This is a genomic window from Actinoplanes sp. 13 (assembly GCF_056134165.1).
In genome coordinates this window covers 561499-580103 of sequence record NZ_JBVYOQ010000001.1, presented here as the reverse complement: position 1 = coordinate 580103, position 18605 = coordinate 561499, and the positions used below count along the sequence as shown (strand labels likewise).

Below are 18605 nucleotides of genomic sequence, written 5' to 3'. Positions count from 1 at the left end.
GTCGGAACGGCCCGCACCGGCTCGGTGCGGGCCGTTCTGCTGTGCGGAGAGCAACCTGCCGAGGACCGCGCCGGCCGGAAATACTCGGGCGATGACCGACATCACAGTGCGGCGGATCGACTTCGGGTTCTTCGTACGCCCGGCCTCCGAGACCGGCACCGGCAACCCCCGCGTGGAGCCCGCACTGGGATATCTGGTCGATCATCCGCGGGGGCTCCTGCTCGTGGACAGCGGGATGGGCAGCCATCCGGACGTCGACGCCCATTACCGGCCGCGGCGGGTCCCGCTGAGCGAGGCCCTCCAGGTTGCGGATGCCACGATCGCTGACATTCGGTACGTCCTGAACTGCCATCTGCACTTCGACCACTGTGGGGGGAACCCGGAACTCGCCGGCACCCCGGTCTTCACGCAGCGGACGGAGCTGGCCACCGCCCGGACGACGGCCGACTACACGCTTCCCGAGCTGGTCGATTTCACCGGCGCCCGCTACGAGGAGCTGGACGGCGAGGCGGAGATCCTGCCGGGGGTGCTCGTCGTTCCCACTCCCGGGCACACCGAGGGCCACCAGTCCGTGGTGGTGACCACCGGCGACGGAACAGTGATCGTCGCCGGTCAGAGCCATGACCATGCGACCGCGTTCACCGGCGACGTGCTGGGCCGCCGCGCCGGGGTCGGTGTGACCCCGGCGTGGCTCGGCCGCCTGCTGGCCCTGGATCCCCGGCGCGTCGTCTTCGCCCACGACAACGCCGTCTGGACTCCCTGAGGTGCGCCGGCTGCGTGTGAACTTCGGGTCCGTATCGAGCCTCAATTTCACACGCTGAGGTGCGCGGGCTGCGTGTGAACTTCGGGTCCGTATCGAGCCTCAACTTCACACGCTGAGGTGCGCGGGCTGCGTGTGAACTTCGGGTCCGTATCGAGCCTCAACTTCACACACTCAGGTGCGCGGGCTGCGTGTGAAGTTGGGGTCTGTATCGAGCCTCAACTTCACACGCTGAGTTGCGCGGGGTGGTGGGTGTCGCAAGTCGCCACGCTGGGTCAGACGGTCTGTGGGACGCCGGGGGTCAGCCACGTCAATGTGTCCGCCGGAAAGGCCGCCTCCACCCCCGCCCGCCCCTCCTGAAAGTGCGACCACCCCTCGTAGTGCACCGGCACCACCCGCCGAGGCTTGACCTCGGCCATCAACCGGGCCGCGTCCCGGCCGTTCATCGTGTACCGCACCGGCCCGGTCAGCCCGAACTGCACCTTCCCCAGATGCACCACCGCGGTGTCCACCTCCAGACGGGACGCCACCGCGCGCACCCCACCGAACAGCACCGTGTCCCCCGTCATCCACAGGACCGACGACGAGCCGGGCGGGCGGACGGCGAACCCGACCGCCTCGCCGACGAGTGCCCGGCTCAACGGCGGTCCGTGCCGGGCCGGGGTGGCGGTGATCTCCACGTCCCCGATGGTCGTGGTCTGCCACGGGGCGAGCCCGCGGGCGTTGCCGCCGAGCCGGCTCGCGCCGCTGACCGTGGTCAGGACCACCGGCACGGACGGCAGCAGCGCCCGTCCCGCGTCGTCCAGGTTGTCGCTGTGGTGGTCGTGGCTGAGCAGCACGGCGTCGATCCGGCCGAGCGACGCCGGGTCCAGGGCCGGCCCGGCCGTCTTCACCGAGGAGGTCCCGAGGCCGAACGCGTACCGGCGGCCCGGCGCGTCGAACGTGGGGTCGGTGAGCAGGCGCAGGCCGGCCAGCTCGATCAGCAGGGTCGGCCCGCCGATGTGGGTGAGGCGCGGGGTGGCGGTCACCGCGCGTGCCGCAGTGCCCAGTCGAGGACCTCGTCGGCGATCTGCTCCCAGCCCTTCTGGGCGGGCAGCAGGTGGGCGTACCCCTCGTACGACCGGACCTCGGTGACGGTGTTCGACTTGTAGTGCTCGGCGTTGGAGCGTTGCACCGCCGGCGGCATGATGTGGTCCTCGGTGCCGGAGACGAACAGCAGCGGCGCCCGGTTGTCGTTGTGGTAGTCCACCCACGTGTCCTGGTGGCCGGGCTGGAAGTTGGCCAGCACGCTGCCCCAGAGGATGCCGCCGTTGGCCGGGATCGCGTACCGCTCGTACAACCGGGCCGATTCCTCCGGGGTGAAAGTGTTGGTGAACGCGTACGTCCACTCCGCCAGCGTCAGCGGCACCGCCTTGTGCCGGTTCGCCGGGGTCTTCAGCACCGGGAAGGTGGATTTCACCTGGGACAGCGGCACCACCCGGACGCCTTCGGTGGGCGCCGAGTTCATCGCCACGCCGGCGGCGCCGAACCCGTGGTCGAGCAGGATCTGGGTGAACGCGCCCCCGGCCGAGTGGCCGATGATGATCGGGGCCTCGGGCAGGTGCCGGATCTGGTCCTCGAGGTGCGCGATGATCTGTGGCACGGTCACGTTCAGGATCGGCGCCGGGTCGGCGTTGAGAGCCTCGACCTCGACCTCGAAGCCCGGGTACGCGGGTGCGATGACCCGGTGGCCCTTGGCCTCGTAGTGCGCGATCCACTGCTCCCAGCTGCGCGGGGTGACCCAGAAACCATGGACGAGGACGATCGGCTTCATCCGGACAGCTCCTAACGACGGTTGTCAGGAGTCCGATCCTGGTGGGAACGCGCGCGCCACCGAATCCCGTGCTACGCGTAGTCGTACGGCCGAACCGCCGGTCCTACAACCCCGACAGTCGTTGGCCCGCGCGGACGACGGCCATCGCGTGCCGCTCACCGGGGCGGCGGCCGAGGCGTTCGATCGGACCGCTTATCGAGATGGAGGCGATCACCCGGCCGGTCCGGTCGCGGATCGGCGCGGAGACGCTGGCCACACCCGGCTCCCGCTCGGCGACGCTCTGCGCCCAGCCGCGGCGGCGCACCTCGGCCAGGGTGCGGCCGGTGAACTTGCAGCGGGGCAGCAGCGGCATGACGGCCTCGGGCGGCTCCCACGCGAGCAGGATCTGCGCGGCGGAGCCGGCCACCATCGGCAGCACCGAGCCGACCGGGACGGTGTCGCGCAGCCCGCTGGCGCGCTCGGCGGCGGCCACGCAGATGCGTTCGTCGGCGCGGCGCAGGTAGAGCTGGGCGCTCTCGCCGGTGGCGTCGCGCAGCGCGGCCAGCAGCGGCTCGGCCGCGGTCAGCAGCACGTCCGGTGCCGCGTTGGCGAGCTCGCCCAGGCGTGGCCCGGGGCGCCACCGCCCCTGCGTGTCCCGGACCAGCATCCGGTGAATCTCCAGCGCCTGTGCCAGGCGATGTGCGGTCGCCCGCGGCAGCTTGGTGCGTTCGACGAGTTCGGCCAGGCTGGCGCCGTCGACGCACGCGGCCAGAATGACGACCGCCTTGTCGAGAACGCCGACACCGCTCATACTGTGTCCCACAAGCCGAAACATACATTCCAGAATTTAGGATGTCCAGATGGTGGGAGTCACTCCCCGGAGCGGGAAACCGAGGACCCTGGCCGAGAAGGTCTGGGATGACCACGTGGTGCGCACGGCCGACGGCGAGCCCGACCTCCTCTTCATCGACCTGCACCTCCTGCACGAGGTCACCAGCCCGCAGGCGTTCGACGGTCTCCGGATGGCCGGCCGCAAGGTCCGGCGCACCGACCTCACGCTCGCGACGGAGGACCACAACACCCCGACCGGGTACGCGGATCCGTCGTTCAACAACCGTCGCGGTGAGCTGCTCACGATCGCCGACACCATCTCTCGCACCCAGATCGAGACGCTGCGGAAGAACTGCGCCGAGTTCGGCGTCCAGATCCGCCCCCTCGGCGACGTGAACCAGGGCATCGTGCACGTGATCGGCCCGCAGCTGGGCCTCACCCAGCCGGGCATGACGATCGTCTGCGGCGACTCGCACACCGCGACCCACGGTGCCTTCGGCGCGCTGGCCTTCGGTATCGGCACCAGTGAGGTCGAGCACGTGCTCGCCACCCAGACCCTGCCGCAGGCCAAGCCGAAGACGATGGCGGTCACGGTCGTCGGCGAGCTGCGCCCCGGCGTCTCCGCGAAGGACCTGATCCTCGCGCTCATCACGCAGACCGGCACCGGCGGCGGCAACGGCCACATCGTGGAGTACCGCGGGGAGGCCATCCGCAAGCTCTCCATGGAGGGCCGGATGACGATCTGCAACATGTCGATCGAGTGGGGCGCCAAGGCCGGCATGATCGCGCCGGACGAGACCACCTTCGCGTACCTGAAGGACCGTCAGCACGCGCCGAAGGGCGCCGACTGGGACGCCGCGGTGGAGTACTGGCGGACCCTCGCCACCGACGAGGACGCCGAGTACGACACCGAGATCATCCTGGACGCGGACCGGATCAGCCCGTTCATCACCTGGGGCACCAACCCGGGCCAGGGCGCCGCGCTGGACAGTGTGGTGCCGAGCCCGGAGGACTTCCTGGACGAGGTGGAGCGCAACGCCGCCGCCCGCGCCCTGGAATACATGGACCTCACGCCGGGCACGCCGTTCCGTGAGGTGCCGGTCGACGTCGTCTTCGTCGGCTCGTGCACCAACGGCCGGCTGGAGGACCTGCGGGCCGCCGCCGACGTGATCCGCGGCCGGAAGGTGGCCGACGGCGTCCGCATGATGATCGTGCCGGGGTCGTACCAGGTGCGGGAGCAGGCCGAGGCCGAAGGTCTCGACAAGATCTTCACGGACGCGGGTGCGGAGTGGCGCTTCGCCGGCTGCTCGATGTGCCTGGGCATGAACCCGGACACGCTCGACCCGGGCCAGCGCGCCGCCTCCACCTCCAACCGCAACTTCGAGGGCCGGCAGGGCAAGGGCGGGCGTACGCACCTGGTCTCGCCGCAGGTCGCCGCCGCCACCGCCGTGGTCGGCAAGCTGGCCGCGCCCGCCGACCTGTAGAAGGGGACTTTCACCGATGGACAAGTTCGTCACCCACAGCGGCACAGTCATGCCGCTGCGCCGTTCCGATGTGGATACCGACCAGATCATTCCGGCCGTCTATCTGAAGCGGGTCACCCGCACCGGATTCGAGGACGGCCTCTTCAACGCCTGGCGCGAGGACCCCTCGTTCGTGCTGAACCGGCCGGTGCACGCGGGCGCCACGATTCTGGTGGCCGGCCCGAACTTCGGCACCGGCTCGTCCCGGCAGCACGCGGTCTGGGCGCTGCGCGACTGGGGCTTCAAGGTGGTCGTCTCGTCCCGCTTCGGCGACATCTTCCGTGGCAACGCCCTCAAGGAGGGCCTGCTGCCGGTGCAGCTCGACCAGAAGGTCATCGAGAGCCTGTGGGATCTGGCCGACAGCGAGCCGGAGAAGCAGATCACCGTCGACCTGGCCGAGCGGGTGGTCCGCGTCGACGACGCCGCCTACGGTTTCCCGATCGACGATTTCAGTCGCTGGCGCCTCATGGAAGGCCTCGACGACATCGGACTGACACTGCGGCACGAGGAAATGATCACCGCTTACGAGAAGGGCCGCCCCGCTTTCAAGCCGGTCGTCGTCTGATCCTCCATTCCGCGTCTCCACCGCGAATTCGCCCCTGACGGGTCGCCGTTGGGGGCGAATTCGTTGGGACACAACGGTTTTTTCGCCACTAATGTTTGTGTCTCCAGGTCAGAGGGCATACGGTGCGCGCAGAATGGCCTGCGACGGGCCAGTTCTCACGTCCGGGAGGAAACCGTGAACAAGGCCGAGCTCATCGAGGCGCTCGCTGTCAGGCTTGGGGACAGGAAGACGGCGACCCTGGCGCTGGACGCGTTCATCAGCGAGGTGCAGAACGCCGTCGCCAAGGGTGACAAAGTGGCGCTCACCGGATTCGGCTCGTTCGAGAAGCGGACGCGTAATGCGCGTACCGCGAGGAACCCGCGAACCGGTGAACCCGTGAAGGTCAAGAAGACGTCGGTGGCCGCATTCCGGCCCGGCAGCGCCTTCCGCGATCTGGTCGCCAGTGGCAAGCCGGCGAAGGCTGCCAAGGCAGCGCCGGCCACGGCCGGGGCGACTGCCACCAAGAAGACGACCGCGAAGGCGGCGCCGGCGAAGGCGACCGCCACCAAGGCGACCGCCACCAGGACGACCGCCACCAAGACGGCGGCCGCCAAGACGGCTGCCAAGGCAGCGCCGGCCAAGTCCACTGCGGCCAAGTCGACCACCAAGGCGGCGTCCAAGGCAGTGCCGGCCAAGACCGCGGCCAAGTCGACCGCGGCGAAGGCCACTGCGGCCAAGTCGACCGCGGCGAAGGCCACTGCCTCCAAGTCGACGGCGACGAAGGCCACTGCGGCCAAGTCGACGGCGACGAAGGCCACCGCGGCCAAGTCGACCACCAAGGCGGCGCCGGCGAAGACGACTGCCAAGGCTGCGCCGGCGAAGACGGACGCCACCAAGGCGACCGCCACCAAGAGCACCGGCACCACCGCGGCCAAGAAGACCGCGGCGGCGAAGTCGGCGACCGCGGCCAAGAAGACCACGGCCACCGCAGCGCCGGCCAAGAAGACCGCACGCAAGACGGCCACGCCGGCCGCGGCCCCGGCACGGGCCCGCAGCGCCGGCGGCGGGACCCGCAAGGCCCGCTGACCGCCGCGGCACGACAGCGAAGGCGTCCACCCGTACGGTGGACGCCTTTTCTGTGTTCCGGCGCGGAACCGCCCGGCCGTCCTACCGTCCGGGCATGGAACGCAGACCGACGCCGCGCGGCCTGGTCGCCCGGGCCACGCTGGCCGCGGCGCTGTTCACCCTCGCGGTCGTACCCGGGTGGACGTTCGGCGACCTGGCCGAGCAGGGCACCGGGTGGCCGGTGCTGGACTGGCTGATCACCTGCGGCTGGTCCGGCCTGGCGGTCGCCTGGTGGGCGCCGTGGTGCTCGTACCGGCGGCGGGACGGCTGGCTCGGCGCCGTCCCGCTCTACGGCTGGTTCCTGGTCGCGGTGCTGAGCTGGCGGCTGGCGCTGCTGCCGTACCGGGACTGGGAGCCGCGCCCGGACGAACAGTGGCAGGCCCGCTGGCTCACCGGCGACCTGCTCGGTTACTGGCGGGCCGACCCGGCCGCCACCCGGCCCGTCACAGCCGCGAGACGTCCAGCAACCGCTCGCCGGACCAGGTGAGCAGCCAGCCGTCGCCCTTGCGCGTCTTGAACGGCTCGTCGTCCTCGACACCGGACAGCAGCGCGAGCAGCGGCGGCATCACCTTGCCCTGACTGCACACCACTACGCGTACGTCCTGCCGCAACCGGTCCAGCCGGGACTGCGCCATGGTCAGGCGGTCGGCCAGCCCGGCCGCCTCGGTCGGCTCCGCGAAGGCGCCGTCCAGAATGATCGGCATGTCGCCGAGCACCTCGGCCAGCGGCTCCAGCGTCTGCTTGCACCGCAGCGGCGGCGCCGCCACCAGCCGGTGCGGGTGGAACGTGGCCAGCGCCTCGGCGATCTCGTCGGCCTGCCGCTTGCCGCGCGGGTCGATCGGGCGCAGCGGATCGGGGCCGGCCCACTTCTTCCGCTCGCCGGCGTGCGCGTGCCGGACCAGCGCCACCACCGCGGTCACCGGAGGCAACCCGGCGACCCGCTCGAGCAGCGACCGCTCGTCCGGATAGGTCAGTCGCTCGGCGGCCGCCGGCAACGGCAGCCAGGCCGTCGCGTCCACCTCGCCGGCGTCCTGCACCGGGCCCTCCCCGTCGGCCCGCATCAGCCAGAACCGCACGGTCTTCGGCCGCCCGTCCGGCAGCGTGTACGCCACCTCGGGCAGCCGCAGCTCCGGGATCCCGGCGGCCCCGGTCTCCTCGGTCACCTCGCGCACGGCGGCGGCCAGCGCGCCCTCGTGCGCCTTGAGAGTGCCCTTGGGCAGGCTCCAGTCGTCGTAGCGCGGGCGGTGCACCAGGCACACCTCGATGCCCTCCGCGGCGGGGCGGTAGAGGACACCGCCCGCGGCTCGTACCGGATCGCTCATCAGCTGCGCTTACCGATGACCCGCCGCAGCAGGGCCTCCTGCAGATGGCGTCCGGGCACGCCGGTGTTGCGGTGCCAGATGCCGTCACCGTCGAGGTCCCAGCCCTCGGTCTGGTCCCGCATCGACAGCTCGAGCACGTTGCGCAGCTCCTCGCGGGCCGAGCCGAGGGTCACCTTCACCAGCGCCTCCACCCGGCGGTCCAGGTTGCGGTGCATCAGGTCGGCCGAGCCGATCCAATATTCCGCGTCGGGGCCGGGACCGAACCGGAAGACCCGGGAGTGCTCCAGGAACCGCCCGACGATCGAGCGCACCCTGATGTTCTCCGACATGCCCGGCACGCCGGGCCGCAGCGCACACATGCCCCGGATCACCAGGTCGACCTTCACGCCGTCCTGGGAGGCCTTGTAGAGGGCGTCGATGGTCTGCTCGTCGACCAGCGAGTTCACCTTGAACTGGACCAGCGCCTCGCCGCCCTCACGGGCGACCCGGGCCTGCTCCTCGATCCGCTCGACCAGGCCGCGGCGCACCCCGTGCGGGGCCACCAGCAGGCGCCGGAAGGCGGTCTGCCGGCTGTACCCGGTGAGCACGTTGAACAGATCAGTGACGTCGGCGCCCACCTCCGGGTCGGCGGTCAGCATGCCGAAGTCCTCGTACAGCCGGGCGGTCTTGGGGTGGTAGTTGCCGGTGCCGATGTGGCAGTACCGCCGGATCTGATTACCTTCCTGGCGTACGACCAGCGACGTCTTGCAGTGCGTCTTGAGCCCGACCAGGCCGTAGACCACGTGGCAGCCGGCCCGCTCCAGGGTGCGCGCCCAGGCGATGTTGGCCACCTCGTCGAAGCGGGCCTTCACCTCGACCAGGACCACCACCTGCTTGCCCGCCGCGGCGGCGTCGACCAGGGCGTCCACGATCGGCGAGTCACCGGACGTGCGGTAGAGCGTCTGCTTGATGGCCAGCACGTTCGGGTCGGCGGCGGCCTGCTCGATGAAGCGCTGCACGCTCGTGGAGAACGAGTGGTAGGGGTGGTGCACCAGGATGTCCGACTCGCGCAGCCGGTTGAAGACGCTGCGTGGCACCTCGCCGTCGGCCAGGTGCGGGTGGGTGGCCGGCACGAACGGGCGGTCCTTCAGGTCGTCCCGGTCGCACTCGCCGAACACCTGCCACAGCGCCGACAGGTCGAGCAGACCGGGCACCCGCAGCACGGCCTGGCTGTCCATGTCGAGTTCGCGGACCAGCAGGTCGAGCACGTGGTCGCTGATCGAGGCGGCCACCTCCAGCCGGACCGGCGGGCCGAACCGCCGCTGGGCCAGCTCCCGCTCCAGGGCCTGCAGCAGGTCCTCGTCGCGGTCCTCGTCGACCTCCAGCTCGGCGTTGCGGGTCACCCGGAACAGGTGCCACTCCAAGATCTGCATGCCCGGGAAGAGCTGGTCCAGGTGGTTGGCGATCAGCTCCTCGACCGGCAGGAACCGCACCCCGCGGCTGTCGTTCTGCACGGTCACGAAGCGGGGCACGTTGTTCGGCACCTTGACCCGGGCGAACAGCTCGGGGTTGTCGCCGTCGGGGTAGCGCAGCGCCACCGCGAGGTTCAGCGAACGGCTGGAGATGTACGGGAAGGGGTGCGCCGGGTCGACCGCGAGCGGGGTCAGGACCGGGAACACCTTCTCCCGGAAGTACGTCCGTAGCCGGCCCTGCTCGGGCGCGTCCAGCTCCTTCCAGCTGACCAGCTCGATGCTCTCCGCGGCGAGCTTCGGCCGGACCTCCTCGGCGAAGCACGCGGCATGCCGGGTCACCAGGTCCGCGGTCCGCTCGGTGATCATCTCGAGCTGGTGCCGCAGCGGGGACCGGTCGCCGCCCCGGACCGGCAGGCCGGCGCTGAGCCGCCGCTTCAGACCGGCCACCCGCACCATGTAGAACTCGTCCAGGTTGCTCGCGAAGATGGCCAGGAACTTCGCCCGCTCCAGCAACGGGGTCCCCGGGTCCTCGGCCAGCGCCAGCACCCGGGCGTTGAAGTCGAGCCAGGAGAGCTCCCGGTTCAGGAACCGGTCCTCCGGCAGCTCGTAGCGTTCCGCCTCGACGTCCTCGCCCAGGTCGTCGTCCTCGTCCACCCCGTCGTCCGTCAGCAGCGACACCGGCGCCACCACCTCCGCGAGCGGATCGGTGCGCGGGTCGGCGGCCGTGGCCGGGTCGGGAATGGTCTCCGGCACGTCCGGAACGTTCGTCGGCATCTCGGGCACCTCGGGCTCACTGGTCAGGCCCCGCTCGGCGGCCGCGGGCGGTTCGGCGGTCACATCGGGCTCCGGCTGGTCTGCGGGCTCCGGCTGGGGGAGGAAGCGGCCGTTCGGGCCACGCCTACGGGTCTCGGGGGTCCGGGGCGGGGTTGGCATGAGCTCATTCTTGCCGTTCCCGGCGGAACGTGAAACGAACTACCGGATGATCAATCAGGCAACTCCGGGAATTGCCACGCGATGAATCGCGCCGGCCGGGTCGGACACCACCGTGACGCGCTGCCCGAGCCGCAGCAGCCGCAAGCCGGACCGGTCGAAAGCCTCGGATCCGAAGGCCAGTTCAGAACCGTCGTCGAGGAGCAGCGTGCCGCTGCGGGTGGCCGTGTCGAAGGTGGCGATGGTGCCCTGCATGACCAGCACGCTACCGGTATCAGGCGGCGGAGGCGCATCCCGCGGTGAGTCCGAGATCACGCAGCAGTTCGCAGGTGTGACGACCGGCGCCGAGCGTCAGCACGGTGCCGAGATCGGCGGCGGTGTCCACGTCCCGGCGCAGCCCCGGCCACTCACCGGCGAGCCGGACTGCTCCGGACGCGGCGTGCGCGGCGGCCGACGGCCCGCCGAAGCGCGGATCGAGGTAGGCGTGCGGCGGCACGGCGAGCAGCACGGTGCCGGTGCCCGCGGCGTCCGGCACGAAGCTGCGGACGGTGGCCGCGGCCAGCGCCTCGTCCAGTTGCTCCGGGCGGAGCGCGGGCAGGTCACCGGCGAGCACCGCCCGGTGCGCGGAGAGCCCCCCCACCTCGTCGGCGCCGAAGCGCAGGGCGGCGTTCAGCCCCGCGCCCGGGTCCGGCGCCACCCGGGCGCCCAGCTCGCGCACCGCGGCGCCGACCGCCGGGTCGTCGGTCACCACCAGCAACTCGGCCACCGCGGACGCGGCGAGCACCGCCGCCGCGGTGTCCCGCACCATCGCGAGGGCCAGCTGGGGATGGCGGTCCGCCGGCACGGCGCCCCGCAGCCGCGTCTTGGCGTCGCCCAGCCGCTTGACCGGGATCACCGCCGTCCACTTCCGCACCACCCCGCCAGTCTGCCAGCGGTTGATCCGCAGACCCCGTCCTGGTACCACCGGCCGGGAGCAGGCATGATTTCGTCGCAGGTGAACGACGTGCGGCGGGGGGCGGGTCGCCGATCAAGAGACGGGGGAGGCCGTGGCGCAGCAGCGGATCGGATTCTGGCAGCGTGTCGCGGTGATGCTGGTGGTGCCCGTCATGACGGTGCTGACCAGCAAGACGTGGCACCGGAAGGAGAAGGTCCCGGCCACCGGCGGGGTGATCCTCGTCCCCAACCACGTCTCGCACTTCGATCCGCTGGTCGTCGCCCACTACGTCTACCGGGCCGGCCGCTGGCCGCGCTTCCTCGGCAAGGCCAGCGTCTGGAAGGTGCCGATCATCGGGTTCCTGCTGACCAAGACGCGGCAGATCCCGGTCGAACGGGGCAGTGTGGAGGCGGTGAAGTCGCTGGACACGCTGATCGAGGCGCTGCGCGAGGGCGGTGCTGTGATCATCTATCCGGAGGGCACCACCACCCGGCACCCGGACCTGTGGCCGATGCGGGGCAAGACCGGCGCCGCCCGGCTGGCACTGCTCACCGGCGCACCGGTGGTGCCGATCGCCAACTGGGGCGCACAGGAGATCTTCGACCCGCGCACCAACCGGCTCAAACTGCGCCGGACGCATGTGACGGTCACCGCCGGGGAACCGATCGACCTGAGCCGGTGGGCCGGGGCGACGGCGACCCGCGAGGTGCTCGACCAGATGACCGAGGCGATCATGCTCGGGGTCCGGGACCTGCTCGCTGAGATCCGCGACGGCGAACCGCCGGCGCTCTACGACCGGCCCGCACGGCGGGCCTCGACCGCGGAGGACGCGTCATGAGGGCGGCCGTCATCGGATCCGGAGCCTGGGGCACGGCGTTCGCCAAGGTTCTCGGCGACGCCGGCTCGGAGGTGACCATGTGGGCGCGGCGCGAGGCGGTCGCCACGGAGGTCCGGGACCACCGGACCAACGAGGGGTCGCTGCCCGGCATCCGGCTGGCGCAGAACGTGACGGGTACGACCGATCTGGCGGCCGCGGTGGCCGGCGCCGAACTGATCGCGATCGCCGTGCCGTCCCAGACGCTGCGCGGCAACCTGGCCGACTGGGCGGGCGCGTTCCCCGCCGACGCCACGGTGGTCTCGCTGATGAAGGGGATCGAGCTCGGCACGCTCAAGCGGATGAGCGAGGTGATCACCGAGACCGCGGGCGTCGCGCCGGAGCGGGTCGTGGTGGTCTCCGGCCCCAACCTGGCCCCCGAGATCGCCGCCGAGCAGCCCACCGCGACCGTGGTGGCGTGCGCCGACGAGAGCCGCGCCAAGCAGGTGCAGCACGCGCTCGCCACGCCGTACTTCCGTCCGTACACCAGCGACGACGTGATCGGTTGCGAGCTGGGCGGCGCCACCAAGAACGTGATCGCCCTCGCGTACGGGATGGCGATCTCCATCGGGCTGGGCGACAACACCCGCGCCTCGCTGATCACCCGGGGTCTCGCCGAGACGGCCCGGCTCGGCGTGGCGCTCGGCGCCGACCCGCTGACCTTCGCCGGCCTGGCCGGCCTCGGCGACCTGGTCGCCTCCTGCTCGTCCCCGCTCGCCCGCAACCGCACGTTCGGCGAGCACCTGGGGCGTGGCGAGACCCTGGAACAGGCCCAGATCGCCACCCGGCAGACCGCCGAGGGCGTGAAGAGCTGCCTCTCCATCCGCGACCTGGCCCGGTCGCGCGGCGTCGAGATGCCGATCGTGGAGCAGGTGGAGCGGGTCTGCCACGAAGGCGTGGACCCCCGGGTCGCCGTGAAACTGCTGATGACGCGAGAAATGAAACCCGAGTGAACGAGCCAGACGTACGACCCAGCTCTCCGGCGGACGGCACCCGTGTGGTGCATGCCGGCCTGCCCGCACCCGTGGTCGGCGAGCCGTTCCTGCCCGGCCCGGTCTTCGCGGCGCCCTACCACCTGGACCCGGAGACGGGACCGGGGGAGAACGGGTACGCCCGGACCGAGCACCCGACCCGGCGCGCGCTGCAGGCGGCGATCGCTGCCCTGGAGGGCGCGCCCACACTGGTGTTCGCCAGCGGCCAGGCGGCGATCACCGCGCTGCTGCTGTCGGTGCTGCGCACCGGCGACACGGTCGCGCTTCCCGCGGACGGCTATTTCACCGTGCGGGCCTTCGCCGAAGGCACCCTGCGGGACCTCGGGGTGAAAACCGTCCTGGTGCCCACGGCGGGGCCGTACCCGGACTTCACCGGGGTGCGGCTGGTGCTGCTGGAGACGCCGGCGAACCCCGGACTGGACGTCTGTGACCTGCGCGCCGTCTCGGCGGCCGCGCACCGGGCCGGCGCGCTGGTGGCGGTCGACAACACCACCGCCACGCCGCTCGGGCAGAACCCGCTGCGGCTCGGCGCCGACCTGGTGGTGGCGTCCGGGACCAAGGCGCTGACCGGGCACTCGGACGTGCTCCTCGGCTATGTGAGCGCGACCGACCCGGGTCTGCTCGAGAAGGTGGAGACCTGGCGCAAGCAGACCGGTGGGGTGCCGGGCGCGTTCGACTGCTGGCTCGCGCACCGGTCGATCGCCACGCTCGACCTGCGGCTGGCCCGTCAGACGCAGAACGCGGCCGCCCTCGCGGAGCTGCTGCTGACCCGTGACGACGTGACGGGGGTGCGGTGGCCGGGACTGCCGTCGGACCCGTCGTACGCGATCGCGTCCCGGCAGATGCGGCGGATCCCCGGCGTGGTCTCCTTCGACCTGGGTTCGGCGGAGCGGGTGGCGCGGTTCCTGACCGAGGCCGAGCTGGTGTTCGCGGCGACCTCGTTCGGCGGCGTGCACTCCACGGCCGACCGGCGTGCCCAGTGGGGTGACGACACCCCGCCGGGCTTCGTCCGCTTCTCCTGCGGCATCGAGGACACCGCCGACCTGATCGCGGACATCACCCGGGCGCTGGACGAGTCGAAGTGACCGCCCGCACGGGGATCAGCCGACGCGACCGCCCGCATCTGGTCGCGGCCCGCCCGCATCTGGTCGCGGCCCGCCCGCATCTGGTCGCGGCCCGCCCGCATCTGGTCGCGGTCCACCCGCATCTGGCCGGGCCCCGCCCCGCCGGGCCCCGCCCCGGCGGGCGGTCCGTTTCGGTGAAGGGGGTGCCGACGTGACGGCCTGGAGCAGCTTCAGCGGGGACGAGGTCGCGGCGCTGACCCAGGGGGAGAGCTTCTTCGTGGCGCCGGGGGAGCGGGACTGCCCGGCGTGCGGGGCGCAGCGGCTGCGGGCGTACTTCACCGCGCCCGAGAACGCCCGCCGCCCCACGCTGGTCAGCTATGTGTGGTGCGGCGCCTGCGACAAGTTCGTGGGCACGCGCGCCAAGCACCCGGACGGGTTGATCATCTCCGACCCCCTGGCGGCGCTGCCGCCCGCCGAACGGCGCGAGCTGGAGCGGAGCCTGACCGGGTTCCTGGCACACCTCGACGCACTCTGGGACTCCGGAGCACTACCCCAAACCTTCACCACCGCCTGACTGTGTGAAGTTGCGGTGCGATACGCACCCGAACTTCACACGCACGGTTCTGCCGTCAGCGCGGGCGGGCGGTTGTGTGAAGTTGCGGTGCGATACGCACCCGAACTTCACACGGTGGGTTGAGGGTGACCAGCGATCTCCGCCCGGCGGTCGCGCCGCCGGGCCGGAGTGGCAGGTGATCGCGGTGATGCTCGGGGACCTGTCGTAGGCGTACCGAACAAGGGTTGGAAAGATCGTCCGCACGCATGGCGTGACCGGAGATCAGGCCGGCGCGGAGACGAAGTCGTGCAGCCAATCCTTCGGCACGTCGGCGCCGTGATCGCCGCCGATCCGGCGCAACGCCTCGCCCGGGCGGATGCCGAGCAGCGCCAGGGTCATCGTGGCGAGCAGCGTGGACCGGCCGACGTCGCCGACCGACTGGGTGACCACGAAGCGGCCGGCGCGGACCTCGCCGGCCAGCCGGGTGGCGAGCGCGACCATCTGCCCGGCCTCGTCGCGCGGGTTCTCGGTCGGCTGCGGACAGCGGATCATCTCGATACCCGAGGAGTCCTCGGTGGGCGCTCCGGCGCAGACCAGGATCTGCACCCCGGCTCTCGCCAATGCGCCCAGCTCCTGCGGCGACCAGGGCTCGTCACGGGCGTGAGCCATCGTCGCGAGCTGGCCCGGACCCGGGCCGGCGATCACGTGGAGTGCTGGTGCCATGAACTGTTAGTCCTCCTCGCCGGGCAGTGGCGGCCGCGATCGGCAAATCTGGCTTACGCAGAGTAGGGTCACCCCCGGCATGACCGCTAGCGAGAGGCGCAGAGAAGAGTGACGACCCCCCGGAAGACCCGCGTCGCGATCGTGTTCGGTGGCCGCAGCACTGAGCACGCTATTTCCTGCGTCAGCGCCGGCGCCATCCTGGGTGCGCTGGACCCGGATCAGTACGAGGCGGTTCCGGTCGGAATCACCCGTGCGGGTCGCTGGGTCCTCGCCGGGGGAGATCCCGCTCAGCTGGCCATCGCGGGCACGCGCCTGCCGGAGATCACCGCGTCGTCGGGCAACTCGGTGGTGCTCGCCGCGGACCCGACGGCCACCGAGCTGATCGTGCGGGACGCTGTGGACGGCGTGTCCGAACTCGCCGGGGTGGACGCGGTCTTCCCGGTGCTGCACGGCGCCTACGGTGAGGACGGGACCATCCAGGGGATGCTGGAGATGGCCGGAATCCCGTACGTGGGTGCCAACGTCTTCGCCTCGGCTGCGGCCATGGACAAGGAGTTCACCAAGAAGCTGGCGGCCGCCGAGGGCATCCCGGTCGGGCCGTACGCGGTGCTGCGTGCCGGGGTGTCGCTGTCCGAGGCCGACAAGGAGCGACTGGGGCTGCCCGTCTTCGTGAAGCCGTCGCGGGCCGGTTCGTCGACCGGCATCACCAAGGTCACCGACTGGGCCGACCTGGACGACGCGATCGCCAAGGCCCGGCAGATCGACCCGAAGGTGCTGGTCGAGGCCGCTGTCGTGGGCCGCGAGGTCGAGTGCGGCGTGCTGGAGGGCGAGAACGGCGGGGCCCCCGAGGCGTCGCTGCTCGCCGAGATCCACGTCGACGACGCCGAGTGGTACGACTTCGAGACGAAGTACCTGGTGGGCAGCCGGTACACGATTCCCGCCGAGCTTCCGGCCGCCGTCACCCGGCAGATCCAGGAGTACGCGCTGCGCACGTTCACGGCGCTGGACTGCGCGGGGCTGGCCCGGGTGGACTTCTTCGTCACGGCGGACGGCGAGGTCTTCCTCAACGAGATCAACACGATGCCGGGGATGACGCCGACGTCGATGTTCCCGCAGATGTGGGCCGCCACCGGCCTGGAATATCCGAAGGTCGTGGACCGGCTGATCCGCACCGCGATGAACCGCGGCACGGGCCTGCACTGAAGTATTCGTCCTGCCGGTCTCGTGGGGCTGCGGCGTGGCCCAGCCGGCGCTCTCACGAGACCAGCAGGACGAACCCTAGTTGTTACAGCCGTACGGCTGCTTGTCCACGGGGGTCGACTTGACGGTCTTGATCACCGTGTCGGAGAACTCGATGGCCCACTGGGCCGGGTTCTCGTAGGCGTCCGGCACGGTCACCCGCACCGGGACCTCGCGGTCCATCGTGGTGAAGGTGGCCGTGCCGTCGTTGTCGTCGGCGTACCAGCAGACCCGGTTCATGATCATCAGCTCGGTGTCCATCGGGACGCAGCCCGGGGTGGCGTCGCCGAGCGTCTCGCACATGACCGGCTGCGGGACGCCGCACTGGACGGTGAGCGGGGGCTCGCCGTAGGCGGCGTTCTGCTCGGGACCGGCGGAGACCGGGCGGGCGGGCAGGTCCCGTACGGCCGTCGGCAGTTGTGAGGTCACGGCCAGGCAGACCAGTTTCGCCCGCTCGTCCAACTGCGGCGCGCTCATCTGCACCGCGGTGGTGGGGACTGGTCCTGCTGGCTTTTTGTCCGCTTTATCGGATTTTTCGGGTTGAATGGCCATGAAGGCGAGGACGCCCACCAGGAGCGTCACCGGCACCGCCACGACAGTCGCCCAGAGGGCGGCCACGCGGGTAGTCCGATCCGGTTCGGGCGCTTTCGGTGGTGTGTCCACGTCGACCATGTCAGAGGTTTACCACGGAGCAGGTGAGGGTCCTCGTGATGCCCGGCACGTACTGGACCTTGCTCACAATGAGGCCGCCCAACTCGTCGACGGTGTGCGCCTCGGTCAGCACCACGACGTCATAAGGCCCGGTCACCGCATCGACCCGGACCACCCCCGATATCTTCTCGATCGCGGCGGCCACGTCACGGGCCTTCCCGACCTCCGTTTGAATGAGGATGTATGCCTGGACCACGATCGACTCCAATCCGCCACCGCCGGTGATCCCCGATCGTGAAACTACCGTACGAAGCTGCGTTGCAGCGGCACACCACCATCGAAGGACTTAGACGTGAGCATCGCAGAGGCCGGTGAGTTCGGGCTGATCGGCCGAATCGTGTCCCGGCTCGGCACCGGACCGGCCACCCTGATCGGCCCCGGCGACGACGCCGCCGTGGTGCGCGCGACCGACGGACGCGTGGTGGCCTCCACCGACGTGCTGGTCGAAGGACGCCACTTCCGCCGCGACTGGTGCGGTCCGGTGGACATCGGCCACCGCGCCGCCGCCGCGAACCTCGCCGACATAGCCGCCATGGGCGCCACCCCCACGGCGCTGCTGGTGGCCCTGTGCGTGCCGCTGGGGCTCGACGTGGGCTGGGCCGAGGGCCTCGCCGACGGCCTCAGCGACGAGGCCGCCCTGGTGGGCGCGGGCGTGGTCGGCGGCGACATGTCGTCCAGCCCGACCCTGACCATCGCGGTCACCGCCCTCGGAGACCTGGGCGGGGCGGCGCCGGTCCGCCGCGACGGGGCCCAGCCGGGCGACGTCCTCGCGCTGGCCGGCCGGATCGGGTACGCGGCCGCCGGCCTCACCGTGCTGTCCCGCGGCTTCCGGACGCCCAAGGTTCTGGTGGAGGCGTACCGGCGGCCCGCGGTGCCGTACGCGGCGGGACCCGCGGCAGCCGCCTTGGGCGCCACCTCGATGATCGACGTCTCGGACGGGCTGCTGCAGGACCTGGGACACATCGCGTCGGCCAGCGTGGTCGGCATCGACGTGCGCCGGGACGCGTTCGAGGTGCCCACCCAGATGCGGGACGCGGCGTCGGCGCTGGGCGTGGACCCGTACCAGTGGATCCTGGCCGGCGGGGACGACCACCCGCTGGCGGCGACGTTCCCGCGCGACGTGACACTCCCCGGCGACTGGCAGGTGATCGGATCGGTGCACGACGGCACCGGTGTGACGGTCGACGGAAAGCCGTGGACCGGGGGGATGGGCTGGGACCACTTCCGTTAGGTTGCT

At 71.3% G+C, this 18605-nt stretch carries 22 protein-coding genes; 12 read left to right on the top strand and 10 right to left on the bottom strand.

The genetic code is table 11. From position 1 onward, the window contains the following. Nucleotides 1-91 precede the first annotated feature (91 nt). A complete protein-coding gene (locus AC0NH5_RS02625) occupies nt 92-763 on the top strand; it encodes an MBL fold metallo-hydrolase (RefSeq protein WP_474399422.1) in 672 nt (223 codons plus the stop codon). A 272-nt stretch (nt 764-1035) separates the two neighbouring features. Here the strand turns inward: AC0NH5_RS02625 and AC0NH5_RS02620 are convergent, their stop codons facing one another. The 3 genes from AC0NH5_RS02620 to AC0NH5_RS02610 all read right to left on the bottom strand — a co-directional run bounded on the left by AC0NH5_RS02620 (nt 1036) and on the right by AC0NH5_RS02610 (nt 3363). Further along, on the bottom strand, nt 1036-1788 hold the full coding sequence (locus tag AC0NH5_RS02620) for an MBL fold metallo-hydrolase (protein WP_474399420.1): 753 nt from the start codon (nt 1786-1788) through the stop codon (nt 1036-1038). Further along, complete coding sequence (locus AC0NH5_RS02615; RefSeq protein WP_474399418.1) at nt 1785-2573, bottom strand: alpha/beta hydrolase; 789 nt, start codon at nt 2571-2573, stop codon at nt 1785-1787. The genes AC0NH5_RS02620 and AC0NH5_RS02615 overlap by 4 nt, the downstream gene beginning before the upstream one ends. Nucleotides 2574-2676: 103 nt before the next feature. After that, nucleotides 2677-3363: an IclR family transcriptional regulator gene (locus tag AC0NH5_RS02610; RefSeq protein WP_364221094.1), complete on the bottom strand. Its 687-nt coding sequence runs from the start codon at nt 3361-3363 to the stop codon at nt 2677-2679. A 49-nt stretch (nt 3364-3412) separates the two neighbouring features. Between AC0NH5_RS02610 and leuC the strand changes: the two genes are divergently transcribed. From leuC to AC0NH5_RS02590, 4 genes are all read left to right on the top strand, one after another. Next, nucleotides 3413-4867 (top strand): 3-isopropylmalate dehydratase large subunit, encoded by a 1455-nt coding sequence (gene leuC, locus AC0NH5_RS02605; RefSeq protein WP_474399415.1) that lies wholly within the window; start codon nt 3413-3415, stop codon nt 4865-4867. Nucleotides 4868-4883: 16 nt separating this feature from the next. Next, nucleotides 4884-5471 (top strand): 3-isopropylmalate dehydratase small subunit, encoded by a 588-nt coding sequence (leuD, locus tag AC0NH5_RS02600; protein WP_474399413.1) that lies wholly within the window; start codon nt 4884-4886, stop codon nt 5469-5471. Between the two features lie 174 nt (nt 5472-5645). Further along, nucleotides 5646-6536: an HU family DNA-binding protein gene (locus AC0NH5_RS02595; protein WP_474399410.1), complete on the top strand. Its 891-nt coding sequence runs from the start codon at nt 5646-5648 to the stop codon at nt 6534-6536. Nucleotides 6537-6630: 94 nt separating this feature from the next. Continuing rightward, nucleotides 6631-7062: a hypothetical protein gene (locus AC0NH5_RS02590; RefSeq protein WP_474399408.1), complete on the top strand. Its 432-nt coding sequence runs from the start codon at nt 6631-6633 to the stop codon at nt 7060-7062. On the opposite strand, the gene AC0NH5_RS02585 is transcribed toward AC0NH5_RS02590, so the two are convergent. The 4 genes from AC0NH5_RS02585 to cofC are packed head-to-tail and all read right to left on the bottom strand — an operon-like array spanning nt 7019 to nt 11194. Continuing rightward, a complete protein-coding gene (locus AC0NH5_RS02585; RefSeq protein WP_474399406.1) occupies nt 7019-7897 on the bottom strand; it encodes an NUDIX hydrolase in 879 nt (292 codons plus the stop codon). The two genes, AC0NH5_RS02590 and AC0NH5_RS02585, sit on opposite strands and share 44 nt — an antisense overlap. Beyond that, complete coding sequence (locus AC0NH5_RS02580; RefSeq protein ID WP_474399403.1) at nt 7897-10281, bottom strand: RNA degradosome polyphosphate kinase; 2385 nt, start codon at nt 10279-10281, stop codon at nt 7897-7899. Before AC0NH5_RS02580 ends, AC0NH5_RS02585 begins: the two co-directional genes overlap by 1 nt. A gap of 54 nt (nt 10282-10335) precedes the next feature. Continuing rightward, nucleotides 10336-10533, bottom strand: a complete 198-nt coding sequence (locus AC0NH5_RS02575; protein WP_474399400.1) for a cold-shock protein — start codon at nt 10531-10533, stop codon at nt 10336-10338. 19 nt (nt 10534-10552) lie between these two features. Further along, nucleotides 10553-11194 carry a 2-phospho-L-lactate guanylyltransferase gene (gene cofC, locus AC0NH5_RS02570; protein ID WP_474399397.1) on the bottom strand — a complete coding sequence of 214 codons (642 nt, stop codon included), beginning with the start codon at nt 11192-11194 and terminating at the stop codon, nt 10553-10555. Nucleotides 11195-11324: 130 nt separating this feature from the next. Here cofC and AC0NH5_RS02565 point away from each other — a divergent pair, with 130 nt between their 5' ends. From AC0NH5_RS02565 to AC0NH5_RS02545, 5 genes are read left to right on the top strand one after another with little or no spacing between them, the layout of a single operon-like run. Beyond that, entirely contained in the window at nt 11325-12050 is a 726-nt protein-coding gene (locus AC0NH5_RS02565) for a lysophospholipid acyltransferase family protein (protein WP_474399395.1), read from the top strand. Continuing rightward, nucleotides 12047-13039, top strand: a complete 993-nt coding sequence (locus AC0NH5_RS02560) for an NAD(P)H-dependent glycerol-3-phosphate dehydrogenase (RefSeq protein ID WP_474399393.1) — start codon at nt 12047-12049, stop codon at nt 13037-13039. The genes AC0NH5_RS02565 and AC0NH5_RS02560 overlap by 4 nt, the downstream gene beginning before the upstream one ends. Further along, a complete protein-coding gene (locus AC0NH5_RS02555; RefSeq protein WP_474399390.1) occupies nt 13036-14163 on the top strand; it encodes a cystathionine gamma-lyase in 1128 nt (375 codons plus the stop codon). Before AC0NH5_RS02560 ends, AC0NH5_RS02555 begins: the two co-directional genes overlap by 4 nt. Further along, nucleotides 14160-14357: a hypothetical protein gene (locus AC0NH5_RS02550; protein WP_474399387.1), complete on the top strand. Its 198-nt coding sequence runs from the start codon at nt 14160-14162 to the stop codon at nt 14355-14357. The genes AC0NH5_RS02555 and AC0NH5_RS02550 overlap by 4 nt, the downstream gene beginning before the upstream one ends. Next, the gene (locus AC0NH5_RS02545; protein ID WP_474399384.1) at nt 14354-14716 is read left to right on the top strand and encodes a hypothetical protein; all 363 of its coding nucleotides are present in this window, start codon (nt 14354-14356) and stop codon (nt 14714-14716) included. The genes AC0NH5_RS02550 and AC0NH5_RS02545 overlap by 4 nt, the downstream gene beginning before the upstream one ends. Nucleotides 14717-14977: 261 nt before the next feature. Here the strand turns inward: AC0NH5_RS02545 and AC0NH5_RS02540 are convergent, their stop codons facing one another. Continuing rightward, a complete protein-coding gene (locus AC0NH5_RS02540; protein WP_474399381.1) occupies nt 14978-15418 on the bottom strand; it encodes a hypothetical protein in 441 nt (146 codons plus the stop codon). Nucleotides 15419-15526: 108 nt separating this feature from the next. Between AC0NH5_RS02540 and AC0NH5_RS02535 the strand changes: the two genes are divergently transcribed. Further along, nucleotides 15527-16621 (top strand): D-alanine--D-alanine ligase family protein, encoded by a 1095-nt coding sequence (locus tag AC0NH5_RS02535; protein ID WP_474399379.1) that lies wholly within the window; start codon nt 15527-15529, stop codon nt 16619-16621. Between the two features lie 75 nt (nt 16622-16696). On the opposite strand, the gene AC0NH5_RS02530 is transcribed toward AC0NH5_RS02535, so the two are convergent. Together AC0NH5_RS02530 and AC0NH5_RS02525 are read right to left on the bottom strand one after the other, a co-directional pair. Further along, nucleotides 16697-17329 carry a DUF3515 domain-containing protein gene (locus tag AC0NH5_RS02530; RefSeq protein ID WP_474399376.1) on the bottom strand — a complete coding sequence of 211 codons (633 nt, stop codon included), beginning with the start codon at nt 17327-17329 and terminating at the stop codon, nt 16697-16699. Nucleotide 17330: 1 nt separating this feature from the next. Further along, nucleotides 17331-17564, bottom strand: a complete 234-nt coding sequence (locus AC0NH5_RS02525; RefSeq protein WP_196413799.1) for an Lrp/AsnC ligand binding domain-containing protein — start codon at nt 17562-17564, stop codon at nt 17331-17333. Nucleotides 17565-17660: 96 nt separating this feature from the next. Here AC0NH5_RS02525 and AC0NH5_RS02520 point away from each other — a divergent pair, with 96 nt between their 5' ends. Then, entirely contained in the window at nt 17661-18599 is a 939-nt protein-coding gene (locus tag AC0NH5_RS02520; RefSeq protein ID WP_474399373.1) for a thiamine-phosphate kinase, read from the top strand. Nucleotides 18600-18605: the final 6 nt, after the last annotated feature.

Coding starts and splice junctions, on each gene's coding strand:
- AC0NH5_RS02560 (WP_474399393.1), top strand. CDS start 12,047: ATGAGGGCGGCCGTCATCGGATCCGGAGCCTGGGGCACGGCGTTCGCC.
- AC0NH5_RS02590 (WP_474399408.1), top strand. CDS start 6,631: ATGGAACGCAGACCGACGCCGCGCGGCCTGGTCGCCCGGGCCACGCTG.
- AC0NH5_RS02575 (WP_474399400.1), bottom strand. CDS start 10,533: ATGCAGGGCACCATCGCCACCTTCGACACGGCCACCCGCAGCGGCACG.
- leuD (WP_474399413.1), top strand. CDS start 4,884: ATGGACAAGTTCGTCACCCACAGCGGCACAGTCATGCCGCTGCGCCGT.
- leuC (WP_474399415.1), top strand. CDS start 3,413: ATGGTGGGAGTCACTCCCCGGAGCGGGAAACCGAGGACCCTGGCCGAG.
- AC0NH5_RS02625 (WP_474399422.1), top strand. CDS start 92: ATGACCGACATCACAGTGCGGCGGATCGACTTCGGGTTCTTCGTACGC.
- AC0NH5_RS02615 (WP_474399418.1), bottom strand. CDS start 2,573: ATGAAGCCGATCGTCCTCGTCCATGGTTTCTGGGTCACCCCGCGCAGC.
- AC0NH5_RS02540 (WP_474399381.1), bottom strand. CDS start 15,418: ATGGCACCAGCACTCCACGTGATCGCCGGCCCGGGTCCGGGCCAGCTC.
- AC0NH5_RS02530 (WP_474399376.1), bottom strand. CDS start 17,329: ATGGTCGACGTGGACACACCACCGAAAGCGCCCGAACCGGATCGGACT.
- AC0NH5_RS02580 (WP_474399403.1), bottom strand. CDS start 10,281: ATGCCAACCCCGCCCCGGACCCCCGAGACCCGTAGGCGTGGCCCGAAC.
- AC0NH5_RS02585 (WP_474399406.1), bottom strand. CDS start 7,897: ATGAGCGATCCGGTACGAGCCGCGGGCGGTGTCCTCTACCGCCCCGCC.
- AC0NH5_RS02610 (WP_364221094.1), bottom strand. CDS start 3,363: ATGAGCGGTGTCGGCGTTCTCGACAAGGCGGTCGTCATTCTGGCCGCG.